Origin of the sequence: Glutamicibacter sp. AOP5-A2-18 (assembly GCF_052446055.1) — a bacterium.
GTDB lineage: Bacteria > Actinomycetota > Actinomycetes > Actinomycetales > Micrococcaceae > Glutamicibacter.
Map to the genome: position 1 here is coordinate 1,615,950 of NZ_JBQSVW010000001.1, position 16,343 is coordinate 1,632,292.

14 protein-coding genes are annotated in these 16,343 nt (G+C 54.9%); 11 read left to right on the top strand and 3 right to left on the bottom strand.

Going from position 1 to position 16,343, the window contains the following annotated elements; all coding sequences use genetic code 11:
- Positions 1-154: 154 nt before the first annotated feature.
- The gene (serB, locus tag ACT3RW_RS07605) at positions 155-1,075 is read right to left on the bottom strand and encodes a phosphoserine phosphatase SerB (protein WP_444613350.1); all 921 of its coding nucleotides are present in this window, start codon (positions 1,073-1,075) and stop codon (positions 155-157) included.
- Positions 1,076-1,198: 123 nt separating this feature from the next.
- On the opposite strand from serB, the gene ACT3RW_RS07610 reads away from it, so the two are divergent.
- The 5 genes from ACT3RW_RS07610 (at position 1,199) to ACT3RW_RS07630 (ending at position 5,272) form a co-directional block, all read left to right on the top strand.
- Positions 1,199-1,984: an ABC transporter ATP-binding protein gene (locus tag ACT3RW_RS07610; protein ID WP_131088144.1), complete on the top strand. Its 786-nt coding sequence runs from the start codon at positions 1,199-1,201 to the stop codon at positions 1,982-1,984.
- A gap of 28 nt (positions 1,985-2,012) precedes the next feature.
- Complete coding sequence (locus ACT3RW_RS07615) at positions 2,013-2,810, top strand: sulfite exporter TauE/SafE family protein (protein ID WP_131088145.1); 798 nt, start codon at positions 2,013-2,015, stop codon at positions 2,808-2,810.
- 4 nt (positions 2,811-2,814) lie between these two features.
- Positions 2,815-3,648 carry a TrmH family RNA methyltransferase gene (locus tag ACT3RW_RS07620; RefSeq protein WP_444613351.1) on the top strand — a complete coding sequence of 278 codons (834 nt, stop codon included), beginning with the start codon at positions 2,815-2,817 and terminating at the stop codon, positions 3,646-3,648.
- Positions 3,649-3,796: 148 nt separating this feature from the next.
- Positions 3,797-4,054, top strand: coding sequence for a type B 50S ribosomal protein L31 (locus ACT3RW_RS07625; protein WP_131088147.1), 258 nt, complete (start codon positions 3,797-3,799; stop codon positions 4,052-4,054).
- A 162-nt stretch (positions 4,055-4,216) separates the two neighbouring features.
- On the top strand, positions 4,217-5,272 hold the full coding sequence (locus ACT3RW_RS07630; protein ID WP_444613352.1) for a lipoate--protein ligase family protein: 1,056 nt from the start codon (positions 4,217-4,219) through the stop codon (positions 5,270-5,272).
- Between the two features lie 81 nt (positions 5,273-5,353).
- Here the strand turns inward: ACT3RW_RS07630 and pepN are convergent, their stop codons facing one another.
- Together pepN and ACT3RW_RS07640 are read right to left on the bottom strand one after the other, a co-directional pair.
- The gene (gene pepN / locus ACT3RW_RS07635; protein WP_444613353.1) at positions 5,354-8,002 is read right to left on the bottom strand and encodes an aminopeptidase N; all 2,649 of its coding nucleotides are present in this window, start codon (positions 8,000-8,002) and stop codon (positions 5,354-5,356) included.
- A 63-nt stretch (positions 8,003-8,065) separates the two neighbouring features.
- The gene (locus ACT3RW_RS07640) at positions 8,066-8,791 is read right to left on the bottom strand and encodes a FadR/GntR family transcriptional regulator (protein ID WP_444613354.1); all 726 of its coding nucleotides are present in this window, start codon (positions 8,789-8,791) and stop codon (positions 8,066-8,068) included.
- A gap of 141 nt (positions 8,792-8,932) precedes the next feature.
- Between ACT3RW_RS07640 and ACT3RW_RS07645 the strand changes: the two genes are divergently transcribed.
- The 6 genes from ACT3RW_RS07645 to ACT3RW_RS07670 all read left to right on the top strand — a co-directional run bounded on the left by ACT3RW_RS07645 (position 8,933) and on the right by ACT3RW_RS07670 (position 16,341).
- On the top strand, positions 8,933-10,540 hold the full coding sequence (locus ACT3RW_RS07645) for an ABC transporter substrate-binding protein (RefSeq protein WP_444613355.1): 1,608 nt from the start codon (positions 8,933-8,935) through the stop codon (positions 10,538-10,540).
- A 100-nt stretch (positions 10,541-10,640) separates the two neighbouring features.
- The gene (locus ACT3RW_RS07650) at positions 10,641-11,597 is read left to right on the top strand and encodes an ABC transporter permease (protein WP_444613356.1); all 957 of its coding nucleotides are present in this window, start codon (positions 10,641-10,643) and stop codon (positions 11,595-11,597) included.
- Positions 11,598-11,599: 2 nt separating this feature from the next.
- Positions 11,600-13,603 carry a dipeptide/oligopeptide/nickel ABC transporter permease/ATP-binding protein gene (locus ACT3RW_RS07655; protein ID WP_444613357.1) on the top strand — a complete coding sequence of 668 codons (2,004 nt, stop codon included), beginning with the start codon at positions 11,600-11,602 and terminating at the stop codon, positions 13,601-13,603.
- Complete coding sequence (locus ACT3RW_RS07660) at positions 13,600-14,397, top strand: ABC transporter ATP-binding protein (RefSeq protein WP_444613358.1); 798 nt, start codon at positions 13,600-13,602, stop codon at positions 14,395-14,397. Before ACT3RW_RS07655 ends, ACT3RW_RS07660 begins: the two co-directional genes overlap by 4 nt.
- 49 nt (positions 14,398-14,446) lie before the next feature.
- A complete protein-coding gene (locus ACT3RW_RS07665) occupies positions 14,447-15,394 on the top strand; it encodes a dihydrodipicolinate synthase family protein (RefSeq protein ID WP_444613359.1) in 948 nt (315 codons plus the stop codon).
- 11 nt (positions 15,395-15,405) lie between these two features.
- Positions 15,406-16,341, top strand: a complete 936-nt coding sequence (locus tag ACT3RW_RS07670; RefSeq protein ID WP_444613360.1) for an ROK family protein — start codon at positions 15,406-15,408, stop codon at positions 16,339-16,341.
- Positions 16,342-16,343: the final 2 nt, after the last annotated feature.

Consider the following 16,343-nt stretch of genomic DNA (forward strand, 5'->3'; position numbering starts at 1 on the left):
GAGTTCTTTCGAAAGCGTAATGTTGATGCCGCTCGGTCGAGGTATCTACCACAGGCCATTAATGCGTCAGTCAAAATACTAACCGCTGGAGCAACTGAACAACGTGCCTAAAGGCCCGCATGTACCGAATTGTTATCTAGTTGTCGGGAAACAACTAGCTAAGATCATCAAGTACAAGATCAGCAATAACATCCAGACGACCAAAATCTAGACGCACATCGGCTTGATCACGCAGCGCTGGCTTCGCATTAAAAGCGATACCCAATCCTGAGGCTGAAACCATAGACAGATCATTGGCACCATCCCCGGCAGCGATAGTGGCAGTCAGTGGAATCTTGTGTTCCTCAGACCATTGACGAAGTTTCGTTTCCTTCATCGTGCGGTCAACAATCTCGCCGTGGACGGTTCCGTCCAGGATTCCGTCAGTGATACCCAACGTGTTAGCAAGGGCATGGTCCAAACCTAGCGTCGCCGCGAGTGGGTCGAGGATCTGCTGGAACCCGCCCGAAACCACTGCGACCTTGTGGCCGGCTTCGTGGAATCGTTTGACCAGCGATGGTGCGCCATCTGAGAAGATGATGCGCTGACCGACTTCCTGAAGCACAGAATCGGGAAGATTTTTTAGTGTGGCCACCCGTTGAATCAATGACTGTGCGAAGTCCAGTTCTCCACGCATCGCGGCCTCGGTGACTGAAGCGACTTCCGCTTCGCGCCCAGCGTGCGCTGCGAGCAGTTCAATAACTTCCTGCTTAATCAACGTCGAATCAACGTCCATGAGAAGCAGTAGCTGCTTCGCGTCACTGATCTCATCTGGAACAACAGCAAGGCATACATCGGAATAACTGATGTTTCCAGCGCTCACCTGTGAATCGAGGAATGAACTGGCATCGTCTTGAAGTTCGCTACGCTCAGAATCAGGCAGATGCAACTTGGTAACTAATCGATCTTGGCTGGTCTTGATCGATTCCTCGCTAACCTCCGGAATGAGGTGTGCAGCTACAGCAAGTTCCAAAAGATTAAGGAACTGCGTGCGGGGCAGAGACGGGCGAGAGACAAAAACCAGTGAAGAAGCCATGCAACCAATTTTCGTCGATTCTGTGATTACGACCAAACATGACGGTGCTGACCGGGAGATAAGCGGTGATTTGACGGTGATTCAATTAGTGAATTAGCACCGAAAAGTCTAGTCTTGAATACCATGAGCGAAGTGCTAACTTTCAAAGATGTCAGCGTAGTACGCGGGCGAAAAGAACTGCTCAAGGACGTGTCCTGGGAAGTTAAAGAAGGACAACGATGGATCGTGCTCGGTGCTAACGGCGCCGGCAAATCGACCCTCATGAATATTGCGGCCGCTCGGTTGCACCCTACCCGTGGAACTGCCGACATTCTCGGCGAACGACTAGGCCGGGTTTCAGTATTTGATCTGCGCCCCCTGATCGGCTTGAGCTCTGCCTTGGTGGCGAATTCTATTCCAGCCAGTGAGACTGCACTGAACGTTGTGGTGACTGCTGCCTACGGTACTACCGGGCGTTGGCGTGAACAGTACGAAAAGCTTGATGAGCGTCGTGCTTTCCAGTTGCTACACCAGTGGGGTATGTCCACTTTCATGAATCAGCCTTTTGGCAAACTCTCCGAGGGTGAGCGTAAGCGTGTATTGATTGCTCGCGCATTGATGACTGACCCGGAACTGATGATTCTGGATGAGCCTGCAGCTGGACTGGACCTTGCAGGACGAGAAGAACTCGTCGCGCAAATGGCCGAATTGGCAGCCGACGAAGACGCACCTGCGTTGGTTCTCGTGACCCACCACCTTGAAGAAGTTCCTGCCGGATTTACGCACATCATGATGATGCGTGAAGGCGAAGTTGTTGCCGCTGGCGAACTTGAGTCCACCCTTACCGAAGAAAACCTTGAAGCGACGTACGGTCTCAAGCTGTCCCTTCGCCGCGAAGGTGGACGATTCTCGGCTTTTGCCAAGATCTAAGAGAACTATCTAAAGGGGATCACTCCGCGTGGTTGAATTTTGGCGTGAAGCCCTGATCTTTATAGGTGGCCTCTGGGCCGGAACCATCAATACCGTTGTTGGTTCCGGCACTCTGGTTACTTTCCCTATTCTTGTTGCCTTGGGTACTGCGCCGGTCAATGCGGTTGTATCCAACGCAATGGGTCTAGTCGCCGGAGGGTTCTCCGGAGCTTGGGGCTACCGCCGAGAAGCGGCAAGCGTCAAGAAAACACTGCTCAAGCTGATTCCCGTCTCACTTGTTGGTGGTCTGATCGGTTCGTTACTTCTGCTCAACCTTCCTGAAAGCGTTTTCGGGGTCGTCGCTCCGGTGCTGCTCATTTGCGCACTGGTCTTGGTGATCTTCCAGCCTCGACTGGCTACGTGGGCCAAGTCCCGCCAAGCGGCCCGAGGTGGCTCGGATCCTGATGCGGCAGACCGTGCCAAAATACCGATGATCTTGTATATCTTGGTCTTTGTTATCGGCGTTTACGGTGGCTACTTCACGGCGGCACAGGGCGTCCTGCTGATGGCGGTCTTTGGGGTATTCCTGCACGCATCGTTGCAACAGTCCAACGCGATCAAGGTAATTCTTTCGCTGATCGTTAACCTCATGGCCGCCGTGATGTATCTGCTGATCGCCCCCGAGCGCATCAACTGGCTCATCGTCTTGTTGATTGCGGTCGGATCACTGATCGGTGGCTTTATCGGCGCCAAGATTGGACGCAAGCTTTCGCCTGGTTGGTTACGCGGACTCATCGTGGTTCTGGGATTGATGGCCCTGACCAACATGATCATTAAGTTGCTGTAGAGCCATGAACGAGATTGTGAATCCTGAACGCATCTTGCACGTTGCAGATCTAGAAGATCCCCGTTTAGATGAATATTTGAGACTCTCCGAAGCGCATCTGAGGATGCGAACGGACGTTGAAAATGGACTGTATATAGCTGAAAGCACCAAGGTAGTTCAGCGCGCTATTAATGCTGGCCATGTTCCACGTAGCTTCCTGTTGGCCGAAAAGCATTTGGGCCAGTTGACCGAAGAGTTTAATAAGTTCCCGTCCGCCCCGATCTTCATCGGACATGACAAGCAACTAGAAGACCTGGTTGGATTCCATCTGCATCGCGGTGCAATGGCATCAATGAATCGCCCTGAACCGCTCGACTTGGATCAGGTTCTCGAATCAAGTTCGCGAATCGCGATTCTTGAAGACATCGCAGACCACACCAACTTGGGCGCGATCATTCGGTCCGCGTCCGGACTCGGTATCGATGCTGTGCTGCTGACACCTAAATGTGTTGATCCTTGGTATCGCCGAAGCGCACGCGTTTCTATGGGCACCGTATTTGATCTTCCGTGGGTTCGGTTGGACAACTGGCCCACCGATATTCAAAAGCTCAAGTCTCATGGCTACGAACTACTTGCGATGGAACTGACCGATGATGCCGTGGCACTGAATGATGTCCGTATTAAACCGGGCGAAAAAATTGCGATGATCTTGGGCAATGAAGGCAGGGGAGTGACGCAAGAAGCGTTAGCTTTGGCTGACCGCACAGTCATCATTCCGATGCATCGCGAAGTTGATTCGTTGAACGTGGGTGCGGCTAGCGCTATTGCGTTCTGGCATCTGTGCTCCGCACCACGCTAACAGGGTTCTCCATAGGTGAAATAGTGCGATAGGATGTAATGTCTGTGTGTTTCGAGTTCTTCAATGATCTCTGCTGCATATGACTAAATTTCCGAGTAGGTAGCTGCTGGCAAAATCCAGTGGCCAATTAACATAAAGGTGTATAGCTATGAAGGCTGATATCCATCCAAAGTACGCCGCTGTGGTTTTCAACGACCTGGCATCCGGCGAAAAGATCTTGACCCGTTCGACCGCAACTTCGGACAAGACCATCGAGTGGGAAGACGGCAACACTTACCCAGTGATTGACGTTGAAATCTCGGCTGCTTCGCACCCGTTCTACACCGGTAAGCAGCGCATCATGGACACCGCTGGTCGTGTCGAGCGCTTCAACGCCCGCTTCAAGGGCTTCGGCGGCAAGAAGTAATACTTCGCCCCTCGCAAGCTTTATGCGACGTGCTTCCATTTTTGGAAGCACGTCGTTTTGCTTTAACGCGACGATTTTCAGCCCTTAATTCAGGATTCGCTGATTCTGTGATCTGCACCCTCGTGCGCTGTGGAAAGCGGTGGTCAGGGATAGACTAGTGGCATGATGCATCATGGTGAATACAAGGTTGTCGGTGGCAAATTAGTCGTTGTAGATCTCGATAGCAAAGATGGAAAGATCACCGACGTTTCACTCAACGGTGACTTCTTCTTAGAACCTGATGAAGCGTTAGAAGACCTCAATGCAGCGGTGCTGGGCCTGCCAACAGATGCCAGCCACAGCACCATTAGGGATGCAGTCACCAAGAACCTGCGGACCGGCGCAGTCATGTTCGGATTTGATGCAGATGCCGTGGCACGAGTGGTTCGTCGAGCTCTCGGCCACGCAACCAAATGGGAAGACCACCAGTGGGAAGTGCTGGGTCCAGAGATCATCCCGATTGCTGAACAAGTAGCTCTCGACGAAGTCCTCACCCGCCAAATCGCTCAAGGCGTGCGTAAACCAACCATTCGCTTCTGGGACTGGAACGAAGGCGCAGTTGTTATCGGCTCCTTCCAGTCACTGAAAAACGAAGTGGATATGGAACAAGCACAGTACTATAGCATCAAGGTTGTGCGCCGCATTTCCGGTGGCGGTGCGATGTTCATGGAAGCGGGCAACTGCATCACCTACTCGCTTTACGCCCCAGAGTCCTTGGTTGATGGCATGAGCTTTGCCGATTCATACCCATACCTGGATGCTTGGGTGATGGAAGCGTTGGAGAGCATTGGACTTAAAGCTCACTACAAGCCTCTGAATGACATTGCCACCCAGACCGGGAAAATCGGCGGTGCCGCTCAAAAGCGATTGGCCAACGGCGCTATGCTGCATCACGTCACGATGAGCTATGACATTGATGCTGAAAAGATGACTCAGGTGCTGCGCATTGGCCGTGAGAAAATTTCGGACAAGGGGATTACGTCAGCGGTAAAGCGAGTAGATCCCTTGAAGTCCCAAACAGAGCTGGACCGTTTGGAAATCATCAAGGTCATGATGGATACCTTCGCAAAGCGAACTGGTGCCAAGCCTGCGCAACTTGACGAGGAAACTCGCGCTGCAGCCAAGAAGCTGGCCGAGACCAAATTTGATACCGAGCAGTGGACTGCCCGCGTTCCATAACCGTATTGGTACAGGCAGACAAGGAGCCCGGACTCTCGGATGAAATAATCATCCAAGAGTCCGGGCTCCTGTGTTGTGGACCTACCGGCTGGTGCGACTGAACGCCTGAGCATTCAGCGAGCGTTCCAACTCAGCACGCTCTTCCAAAAGGATTCGCTTCAGTGCTGTAGGAGCTTGAGCATTATCTTCTAGCCATTTTGTGGCGCAGGCTAATGCCTGATTCTGTTCTACCGAGCCATCCAAGTCCTGATGTCCAGGGAACAGGCCCTCGATCACTCGGGTTGCGAATTCCATGCTCATCGTTTCAAAGACGGGCAAGATAGCTGCCCAGAAACGAGACTCGAATGGGGCCAGCAGAGAAGCCGAACCCAGCGAGAATCCCAAGGCTGTGGCGGAGAGAGCATCATTGGACAGTTCTGACTTCTCGTCGCGAGCCATGAGTACAGTATCGAAGGCTGATTCCTTCACCTGTGCGTCTGGCCGCGCAGCTAGTGCTGTACGTACCGCGTTGTGCGCAATACTTGTTGGGTTCGCTTTGGCCACGGCATGCATTTGGGCTTCAGCTGATGCATCCAGCCGACCCGATGCTGCCAGAGCAACGTACGAGTTCCAGAGCAGCTGCTCATCGACAGTTACCTGCAGACGGTTAGGCTGTTCGCCCAGGAACGCATCAATAACCTCGTTGGCAACTCCGGATCGCGCGAGCCGGGTCAAGATTCGCGCGGTGGTCGTCTGCTGATCGCTGCCCGGTTCAAAGATGGCGAGCCAACCAGTGAGTACCTCAACGGCTTCACTTCGAAGCTCCACGCGCAATTCAGGAGCAACGTACTTGCTGATGGAATCAACCAACTGGTTGGTCAGCACGGTGAATACGCCGGCATCGGTAACCGTATGTGCATGAGCCAAAATGGCCTTGGCGTAGCTCTGTGCGTCCAAGGTCGCCGAGCGCACTGCGTCCCATAGCGAAGCCCAGCAGGTTGCTCGCGGAAGCGAGTCGGTCAGGCCCGAAAGGTTATTGAGCAAAGTGGAACGAGAAGCAGCATCAAATTCGATGAGCGCGTAGGTCTCGTCACCATCGTTGGGCAATAGCAGATCAGGAACTTTTCGGCCCACCAGGAAATCAAGGGCCACGGCCTGGCCTGTGAGTTCTACCGGGACAGACTCGGTACGTACCAGTTTGCCTTCACGAAGTTCGTACGCGCCAACGCTGAGCACATGCGGACGGATGATCCGCTGACCGGAAATGGGATCTGTGCCAAATTGCTCTAACTGAGCCGCTGAAATGAAGCCTTGCTCATCGGTGCTGTAACTGATCTTGAGCTTTGGTACTCCGCTGGTCTTTAACCATGCGTCGGCCCACTGGCGCATATCGCGACCACTGGCAAATTCAAGGGCCTGAAGGAAATCCTCAAGCGAAGTATTTGCGTAGGCATGCTTACGGAAGTAGGAACGTGCTGCATCGCGGAAAGCTTCTGCGCCGACAAAGGCCGCGAGCTGTTTGAGGACGCTGGCTCCCTTGGCATAAGTAATACCATCGAAGTTCTGGTCGGCAGCCAGAAGGTCAGGGATGTCCGCAACGATTGGGTGCGTCGTTGGCATCTGATCGGCCACGTAGGCCCACGCCTTGCGGCGGGCCGCGAAGGTGGTCCAAGCGGTGGTGAAGTCGGTGGCTTCGTCATTGGCCAGGGTGCCAATGTAATCAGCAAATGACTCCTTGAGCCACAAGTCGTCCCACCACTTCATGGTGACCAGGTCGCCAAACCACATATGCGCCATCTCATGCATGATGGTGTTGCCGCGCTGCTCGTATTGAGCCTCGGTAGCGTGCGAAGTGAAAACGTAGCTTTCAGTGAACGTCACCAAGCCAGGGTTCTCCATGGCGCCGAGGTTGTATTCAGGCACGAACGCCGAGTCGTACTTGCCCCACGGGTAAGGGTAAGCAAACAGCTCGTGATAGTAATCCAGTCCGCGGCTGGTCAGCTCTAGAATCTCTTGGCCATCAAAGTGTTCGGCTAACGAGGCACGGCAGGTAGCTGCCATTTCGATAACCAATTCTTCTCCGTCGGGCAATTCTTGGACATGCTCCGCACGTTCCACATGGTACGGACCAGCCAGCACTGCAGTGATGTAGCTGGAGATCGGTGGAGTGGGGGAGCATGCCACTGTTTTGGTGCCGTCGTCGTTAAACACTTCGTCAACGATTGGCTGATTGCTAGCCAAATGCCATGCCGAGGGGCCGGTGAGGGTGAAGCGGAAACTGGTTTTCAGATCTGGCTGTTCAAAGCAGGCGAAAACCCGCCGAGCCTCAGAAGGCTCAAATTGGGTATAGAGGTAGGTTTCCCCGTCTTGGGGATCAACAAAGCGGTGTAATCCTTCGCCGGAGCGAGAGTACAGTGCCTGACCGGTAATCCTCACGGTGTTGGGCGCATCGGTGCGCAAGGTATCCAGGTAGATACGAGCATCGAGTACCGCGCTGGAAAGATCAATAGCCGTTCCATTAACCAGAACTTCTTGAACGGACTCGTGAATGAAGTCGAGGAAGGTATCGGCTCGTTTTGAAGAGAAGTTTAAGGTAGTAATCGAGGTGAAACTGAGCGCGGAAGGATCACTCGCGTTGCCTAAGTCCAGTTGAACTTCAGCGAAGTGCCAAGTGATGTTTTCAGCGCGCCAAGCCGCCTCGTCGCGTCTTAGATTTTCATTGGGTGCGTAGCGTTCTAGTGTGTCCACCATCCCAGCTTAGCTGTGAAATGAATGTTTGAGACCTTGCGGAGTTTACTAATTCGCTTGGTCTTCTTACTCAGAGGCGCGTTTGGCCAGCAAGGCGCGGATCCCGTTGAAGTGTTCTGAAATCAATGACCGGGCAGTACCCACGTCACGGCTGCGAACGGCGTCGAGGATATCTCGGTGATCCTGTGCCGTCTTGGCTGGCTGGGTGATTTCCGTGTCGGTATCGACGGCATCGTAGATGGTCCGATAGACGTCCCAAAACACTCCGAGGAGATTGGTCAAAAGCTGATTTTCTAGCGGTTCAAAGAGGATGCGGTGAAAAGCCTTGTCTTGTTCAACAAAGGTCTCATCGCGTTCGGCGTGAGCTTCCATCTCGGTGACTACCTGCTCTAGTGCCTGCAAATGCTCTTTGGTCACCGACTGAATGGCCAATCCGATCAGTCCCGTTTCTAGTGCTTGGCGCACGTCCACCAGTTCGTTGGCTTCGTGCCCGTGATGCCGGAGAGAAAGCTGTCCACGGAAGGCTAGGGACTCCTGCAATGCGTTGAGGTTTTCCTTGGCTACAAACATGCCAAACCCATGGCGGGTATCAACGATGCCTAGTGCTTGGAGAACCTTGACAGCCTCGCGCAGCGAGTTGCGTCCAACGCCAAGCTCAGCCATCAGTTCTTGTTCTGTCGGCATCGGGTCGCCGGGCAACAAGCCGCGGTCAAGGATCAGTGTTGTGATGTCGTTGGTCAGGGTGCGTAGTCGGGCGCGTGCATCTGGCCGGCGTACAGGTGGAGTGCTCAATGGATCCTCCGTTGTCCTTGGGTGTTATTTTAAAAATTGTGAAGTAGTTGACCATAGGGTGTGTCTCGCACTACAGTCTAAACCATAGATGGGACATCCTACGTCCTACAACATGCACTTTTGACCTTGGAGGTGGCACCGATGGCGCTAAAAGAAGTAGCCAATAAGCCCTTTGCACGTCGAGATTTTTTGCGATTCACCGGAATGGTCGGCGCTGCGGCAGCATTTTCTGCCAGCTTGTCGGCTTGTTCCTCGGATTCCACTAGTACCGGAGGCGGCACTGGCGCCGGCACCGGAACTATTGAAGCCGGCATTTCGTACGCACTTTCCACCGGCTTTGATCCGATGACATCTTCGGGCGCAACTCCATTTGCGGCCAACATGCACATCTTTGAGGGTCTAGTTGATCTTCACCCGGCCACTCGCGAGCCATTCCTCGCCTTGGCTGCAGCCGACCCAAAGCAAGTTGACGACACTACTTGGGAAGTGGAACTGCGCGAGGGTGCGAAGTTCCATAATGGTGACCCGGTCACCGTTGAAGACGTTGTCTACTCATTCGAACGCGTGCTGGATACCAAGAACGCGTCGCTCTTTGCTCAGTTCATCCCTTTCATCAAGTCGGTCAAGGCTAAGGGCAAGACGGCAGTGACGTTCAAGCTGAACTATGCCTTCCCACTCTTTGCCACGCGCATCTCGGTGGTCAAGGTTGTTCCTAAGTCTGTTGCTTCTAAGGATCAGGCAGCCTTCGATGCTGCGCCTGTGGGCAGTGGTCCGTACAAGTTCGTCTCGGCCACCAAAGACGACAAGATTGTCTTTGAGAAGTTTGACGGTTACAACGGCAAGTACGCAGCTACCGCTAGTGGCATGACCTGGTACCTGCTCTCGGATGCTGCCGCTCGCGTCACCGCAATGGAATCTGGCCGTGTCCAGGCTATTGAAGATGTTCCATACCTAGATATGGACCGTCTGGCTTCCAAGGTCACTGTGAAGACCGCGGATTCCTTCGGCCTCTTGTTCTTGATGTTCAACTGCTCCAAGAAGCCGTTCAACGATCCGAAGGTACGCCAGGCACTGCACTACGCCTTGGACACCGAGTCAATCATTAACACCGCATTGTTGGGCAAAGCGAAGCCGGCAAGTTCATACATGCAAGAAAGCCACCCACAGTACATCAAGGCTTCCACCGTGTACTCCCATGATGCAGAAAAAGCAGCCAAACTGCTTAAGGAAGCTGGTGTGGACAAGCTCGAATTTGAGCTACTCACCACCGACACCTCGTGGGTCAAAGACATTGCCCCGCTGATCCTCGAATCTTGGAACAAGATTCCGGGCGTCAAGGTCACGATGAAAAACCTGCAGTCCGGTGCGTTGTATACCGACAACGTTGATAGCGGAAAGTTCAGTGTTGTCGCGGCCCCTGGTGACCCTTCGGTCTTCGGCAACGACCTGGACCTCTTGTTGAGCTGGTTCTACCGAGGCGAAGTCTGGCCAAAGGCTCGCTTCCGCTGGAGCGACACCGCGGAGTACAAGGAACTGCAAAAGCAGCTTGACGCGGCTATCAAGACCGAAGACAACAATAAGGCCATGGAAGCGTGGGGCAAGGCAATCAATATTGTTGCCGATCAGGTTCCCCTGTACCCAATCCTTCACCGTCAGTTGCCTTCGGCTTGGGACGAAAATGCGTTGGAAGGCTTCCAACCATTGCCTACGACCGGCATCTCGTTCGTCGGCGTCAACCGAAAAGCCTAGCTGGCCCATAGCTCCGGTCCGCACCCCGAATCATCGTGGTGCGGACCGGAAACTACTGGCACATTGAACTGCACGCTTCGATAACCAACGGAGTTATTTCATGGGGAATTTCCTCAACCTGCTATTACGTCGCCTTGCTGCACTGCCGGTGATGATCCTAGGCATCTCAGCCATGGTCTTCATCATCATGAAGCTTGCCCCAGGCGATGAAGCCACCAACGCCTTGGGCGACAGCGCATCAGAGGCGGCCAAAGAGGCCTACCGCGAAGAGCGGGGCCTGAATGACTCGTTGATCATCCAGTATTTCAAATTCATCGGACAACTGATCCGTTTTGATTTTGGTGTCACCACGCCGCCGGCCCAGTCCGTATCAGCAATGATCGCCAAGGCATTCCCGCTGACCTTGCAGCTAACTTTTCTCGGCGTGATCATTGCCGTGATTATCTCGCTGGCATTCGGTTTGCTCGGAGCTCTATACCGTGACCGCTGGCCGGATCAAGTAGTCCGAATTTTCTCCATTGCAGCCATCGCCACCCCATCATTCTGGCTTGGCATCCTGTTAATCCAGTGGTTCGCACTGGGTAAAAACCCGCTGCTTCCATCCGGTGGTGCGGCTGCCGCCGGCTCCGGTTTGGGCACCTGGTTCATGCACATGATCCTGCCGGCCTTGGCCTTGGCAATCCCCGTTTCCGCATCCCTGACCCGCGTGGTTCGTACCTCGATGGTCGAAGAACTTGACCGCGATTATGTGCGAACCGCCATTGGTAACGGTGTGCCTCGGGGTGAAGTGATCTCCCGCAACGTGCTACGCAATGCATTGGTCACCCCGGTAACCGTTCTAGGCCTGCGAATCGGCTACCTACTGGGCGGTGCAGTAGTCATTGAAATGATCTTCTCGCTTCCGGGCATGGGGCAGCTGATCATGAACGGCATTACCAACAAGGACACCAGCCTAGTTCAGGGAGTCACCCTGACCATTGCGCTGACCTTCGTTCTGGTCAACATCATCGTTGACCTGCTCTACTTGCTGATCAACCCACGTATTAGGACGGTGTAGCGATGACCATCATGGCTCCACGCAACAACCTGGTCACTCGACTCTCCAGCGGCGGCGCACGCTTCAAAGCGCTGCCAATTGGCTCAAAAATAGCTCTGGCCTTCTTGCTGATCATTGCAGTCTTGGCGGTTTTTGCACCGCTGATTGCTCCACATGATCCGCTAGGTACCGGCATTCCAGCCCAAAAGCCGGGTGCAGAACACTTCTTCGGAACCGACCGACTCGGCCGAGATATATACTCGCGCTTGCTCTACGGTGCCCAAGCATCCTTGATTGTCGGCTTGGGCTCCGTGGCCTTGGCCCTGGTCCTTGGCGGACTGCTCGGAGCGCTGGCTGCAACAAGCGCCAAGTGGGCTAATGAAACCATCATGCGCATCATGGACATGGTCATGGCATTCCCAGGCATCGCCCTAGCCGCTGCGCTGCTGGCATCACTGGGAAATACTCTGCCGGTGATCATCTTGTCTATCGCCATCATTTACACCCCACAGATCGCCCGTGTTGTTCGAGCGAACGTATTGGCCCAATGGGGCGAAGACTATGTTCGCGCAGAACGAGTGATTGGTGCTGGACGATTCTTCATCCTCGGCAAGCACGTATTGCGTAACTGTGCGGCACCGGTACTTGTTTTTGCCACCGTGATGGTTGCCGACGCGATCATCCTGGAAGCTTCGCTGTCCTTCCTTGGCGCGGGCATCCAGGACCCGGCACCAAGCTGGGGCAATGTGATCTCTTACGGTCGCAACCTGGTACTCAACGGTGCCTGGTGGGCTACCACCTTTGCCGGTCTGGTCATCTTGTTGACCGTTTTGGCGCTGAACATTCTGGCTGAAGGCATGACCGATGCTCTGGTGAACTCCAAGGGTTCAGGGGCAAAGCCGAAGTCGGATCAACCGGCAGTTCAAAAAGCCCGCCCAACCATGGACGGTGCTGCCAGCGAACGCCTGCGGACTGAATTGGATCTGCTCTCGGTAGCCGAAGCCAAGCGCAATGATCGTTTGGTTCTAGACACCTCCAACGGGGTCCCACGCACCATCTTGGAAGTTTCGAATCTGTCCATTCGCTTCCCCGAACGTTATGGGGATACACCAATCGTGCAGAACGTCTCCTTCTCGGTACGCGAAGGCGAAACCATGGCGTTGGTTGGCGAATCAGGCTGTGGGAAGTCCATTACCTCGCTGGCTATCATGGGTCTGCTCGGTAAGAGTGCAAAGCTGAGCGGTTCAATCACCTTCGACGGCAAAGAACTGCTTCCCGCCACCATCGATGGTGGGACCCTGGCTGGCGATGACAAGGTCTACAAGGGCCTTCGTGGTGAACAAATCGCCATGGTCTACCAAGATGCCCTCTCTAGCTTGAACCCATCCATGCTTGTTGGTGACCAGCTGCGACAGCTGACCAAGCGTGGCGGACGCAAGAGCCCAGAAGAACTGCTGAACCTGGTCAAGCTTGATGCCAAGCGCACCCTGCGTTCCTACCCTCACGAGCTCTCCGGCGGTCAGCGTCAGCGCGTCTTGATCGCTATGGCACTCTCGCGCAGCCCCAAACTGGTGGTATGCGACGAACCGACCACCGCACTGGACGTCACCGTTCAGAAGCAGGTTGTGGAACTGCTCAACGAGCTACGTGAGCAATTGGGCTTCGCTATGGTCTTCGTTTCACACGACTTGGCCCTCGTCGCTTCGCTGGCGCACCGCGTGACTGTCATGTACGCCGGACAGGTAGTTGAATTCGGTCCGATTAGCGATGTACTCAAAGACCCGCACCACGAATACACTCGCGGTTTGCTTGGAGCGGTACTGTCCATTGAATCGCAGTCCGAGCGCCTGCACCAGATTCCTGGGACCGTGCCAAGCCCGTACGACTTTGCTGATGGCGACCGCTTTGCGGAGCGATCCCTACGTGAAGACGCGGATCCATCCCGTCACTTGTCCTTTGTGCCGGTGGCTGCGGGAAGCGAACACCGATGGGCGAGCCATAGTGAAGAAGTAGGAGCAGCGAAATGAGTCAAGTTCCAGTCATCGAACTGCAAGACATTCACGTGCACCACAAGATTCGTGGCGGAAAACTTTTCAGCCCGCGTTTGGTGAAGGCCGTGAACGGTGTGAACTTTACGGTGCACCGCGGACAGACCGTGGGCATCGTGGGCGAATCCGGCTGTGGGAAGTCCACTTTGGCCTCCGTACTAGTTGGGCTGCAAGAACCAACCAGCGGCAAGGTGCTGTTCAACGGTGAAGTGGTGGCAAAGCGCAACGCGGCCGGACGAAAGGCCTTTGGCCGTTCGGTAGGCGTGGTCTTCCAAGATCCCGCCACCGCGTTGAATCCACGCATGTCCATTATGGATACGCTCACCGATCCACTGCGCGTACATGGAATCGGCAATGACAAATCCCGCCAAGCCAAGGCGCTGGAGCTGCTGAACGTGGTAGGCCTGCCTGCCTCAGCTGCCTCTGCGCTACCTAGTCAGGTCTCTGGAGGCCAGCGCCAACGTGTAGCTATCGCACGAGCCTTGGCTTTGGAACCGGACGTTATCGTGGCTGACGAACCTACCAGCGCACTAGATGTTTCGGTGCGTGCTCAGGTACTGAATTTGCTAACAGATCTGAAAACCCAGCTGAACTTGGCCATGGTTTTCATCTCTCACGACATTCAAACTGTCCGCTACGTCTCCGACGTAATTTGCGTGATGAATTCCGGAGAAATCGTTGAACGCGGCGACGCTGCGCAAGTTTTCGATTCACCAACTAATGACTACACCCGCACTTTGCTGGGTGCCGCTCCGGCCCTGCTGGAACACTAAAAATCCATAGCCTGCCCAACGCAGGCTTCAGAAGAAAGATCCGATTTCCGTGGCTTATCAGAATAATCCAAAATACACCGGCGTCATCCCACCGGTAGTTACCCCACGCACCGCCGACGGAAGCATTGACACTGTTGGCCTGGACGCCGTAGTTGAGCACCTCATCAAGGGTGGAGTCAGCGGCCTGTTTGTGCTTGGCTCCTCGGGCGAAGTCCCGTACCTGACCAATAGTGAACGCGATAGCGTATTGCGCCAGATCGTGGCCACCAATGCAGGACGAGTTCCGGTACTGGTTGGTGCCAGCGAACAGACCACCGCACGCGTAATCGACGAAGGCTCCCGACTCATCGCTTTGGGCGCCGACGCCTTGGTAGTGACCACACCGTTCTACGCCATCGCTAACGGTTCAGAAATCGAAGCTCACTTCACCGCAATTCACGAAGCGCTTAAGGTCGATATCTTCGCCTACGACGTGCCAGTTCGTACGCACCACAAGCTGCCATTGGATGTGGCAATTCGTCTTGCTGAATCCGGTGCCATCATCGGTGTTAAGGACTCCTCAGGCGACGACGTATCCTTCCGCCAGCTGATCCTGGCCACCAAGCATGTCCAGGGGTTCTCGGTCTTCACCGGACACGAAGTTGTTGTGGATGGCGCACTCTTGGGTGGGGCACACGGCGTGGTCCCTGGCCTTGGAAACGTCGACCCGGCCGGTTACCGTCGCCTCTTTGATCTTGCCCAGGCGGGTTCGTGGGCTGAAGCTGCCGCCGAACAGGATCGCCTCGCACGAGTCTTTGACATCGTTTACACCCCGGATGCATCACGAGTCTCTCCTGGCGCAGCCGGGCTGGGCGCGTTCAAGACCGCATTGGTAGAACTGGGTGTCATCTCCTCCAATGCGATGAGCACACCAATGGTGAACCTGGACGAAAGTGAAGCGGCGAAGATCCGCGAGATCCTTGCCGAAACCGGCCTGCTGGCCGTGGCTGTCAAGTAGGTTCAAAACCAGTGCAAGAAAAACACAGCGGCACCGGCGCAGTGCTGGCCTTAGATGTAGGCGGCACAAAAATCGCCGGTGCCGTAGTGCACCCCGATGGCAGTACTGGCTTTCGTGCCCAACTTCCCACCCCAGCGCAAGCTGGATCTACAGCAATAATTGAGGCCATGGCTTCAGTAGTTGCTCAACTGCAGTCGCACTGTGACAGCGTGCCTGTTGGACTAGGTATTGGATCCGCCGGGGTCATCGATCCGCACACTGCGAAGGTGGTTTCGGCAACCGATACGATTCTAGGCTGGGCTGGAACAGATCTGTCGGCCGCTCTGGGTGACGCTACCGGGCTAGAAGTGCGCGCCGTCAACGACGTCCATGCGCACGGTTTAGGCGAAGCTCGATTCGGCGCAGGCCAAGGAGCCGACTCGGTCATGCTGCTGGCCGTTGGCACCGGCATCGGTGGTGCGTTTTTCACCGGAGGGCAATTAGTCAGCGGATTCCATCACGTAGCTGGCCACATGGGTCATATCGATTCGTCCTACGCCGCGGGACTTGAATGTTCTTGTGGTCGGTTTGGCCATGTTGAAGCAATCGCTGCAGGACCAGGAATCTATCGGCACTATCAGCGCTTGGCCAACAACCCTGACGTTGGTGACACTAAAGCAGTGACCACGCTGGCCAACTCCGGAGATCAACAGGCACATAAAGCCTTGTACATCGGGGGATTAGCGGCCGGAAGCGCCGCTGGTTCTCTGGCCAACGTTCTTGATCCGCAAAGGATCATCATTGCCGGTGGCATGGCCGGAGCCGGCGACATCTGGTGGGATGGGCTGCGCGCAGGCTTCGCGGCTAGCGCCATCAATCTTGTCAGCGGCACCGAACTGAGCGCCGCCAAACTCGGAACTGACGCAGCACTTATCGGCGCAGCAAGCCTGTTCTGGACAGAAAGTTAGAG

What these genes read in the sequence shown, in the direction of transcription:
- ACT3RW_RS07645 (WP_444613355.1), top strand. Translation starts at nt 8,933, where the DNA reads ATGGCGCTAAAAGAAGTAGCCAATAAGCCCTTTGCACGTCGAGATTTT.
- ACT3RW_RS07660 (WP_444613358.1), top strand. Translation starts at nt 13,600, where the DNA reads ATGAGTCAAGTTCCAGTCATCGAACTGCAAGACATTCACGTGCACCAC.
- ACT3RW_RS07655 (WP_444613357.1), top strand. Translation starts at nt 11,600, where the DNA reads ATGACCATCATGGCTCCACGCAACAACCTGGTCACTCGACTCTCCAGC.
- ACT3RW_RS07625 (WP_131088147.1), top strand. Translation starts at nt 3,797, where the DNA reads ATGAAGGCTGATATCCATCCAAAGTACGCCGCTGTGGTTTTCAACGAC.
- serB (WP_444613350.1), bottom strand. Translation starts at nt 1,075, where the DNA reads ATGGCTTCTTCACTGGTTTTTGTCTCTCGCCCGTCTCTGCCCCGCACG.
- ACT3RW_RS07620 (WP_444613351.1), top strand. Translation starts at nt 2,815, where the DNA reads ATGAACGAGATTGTGAATCCTGAACGCATCTTGCACGTTGCAGATCTA.
- ACT3RW_RS07610 (WP_131088144.1), top strand. Translation starts at nt 1,199, where the DNA reads ATGAGCGAAGTGCTAACTTTCAAAGATGTCAGCGTAGTACGCGGGCGA.
- ACT3RW_RS07630 (WP_444613352.1), top strand. Translation starts at nt 4,217, where the DNA reads ATGATGCATCATGGTGAATACAAGGTTGTCGGTGGCAAATTAGTCGTT.
- pepN (WP_444613353.1), bottom strand. Translation starts at nt 8,002, where the DNA reads ATGGTGGACACACTAGAACGCTACGCACCCAATGAAAATCTAAGACGC.
- ACT3RW_RS07650 (WP_444613356.1), top strand. Translation starts at nt 10,641, where the DNA reads ATGGGGAATTTCCTCAACCTGCTATTACGTCGCCTTGCTGCACTGCCG.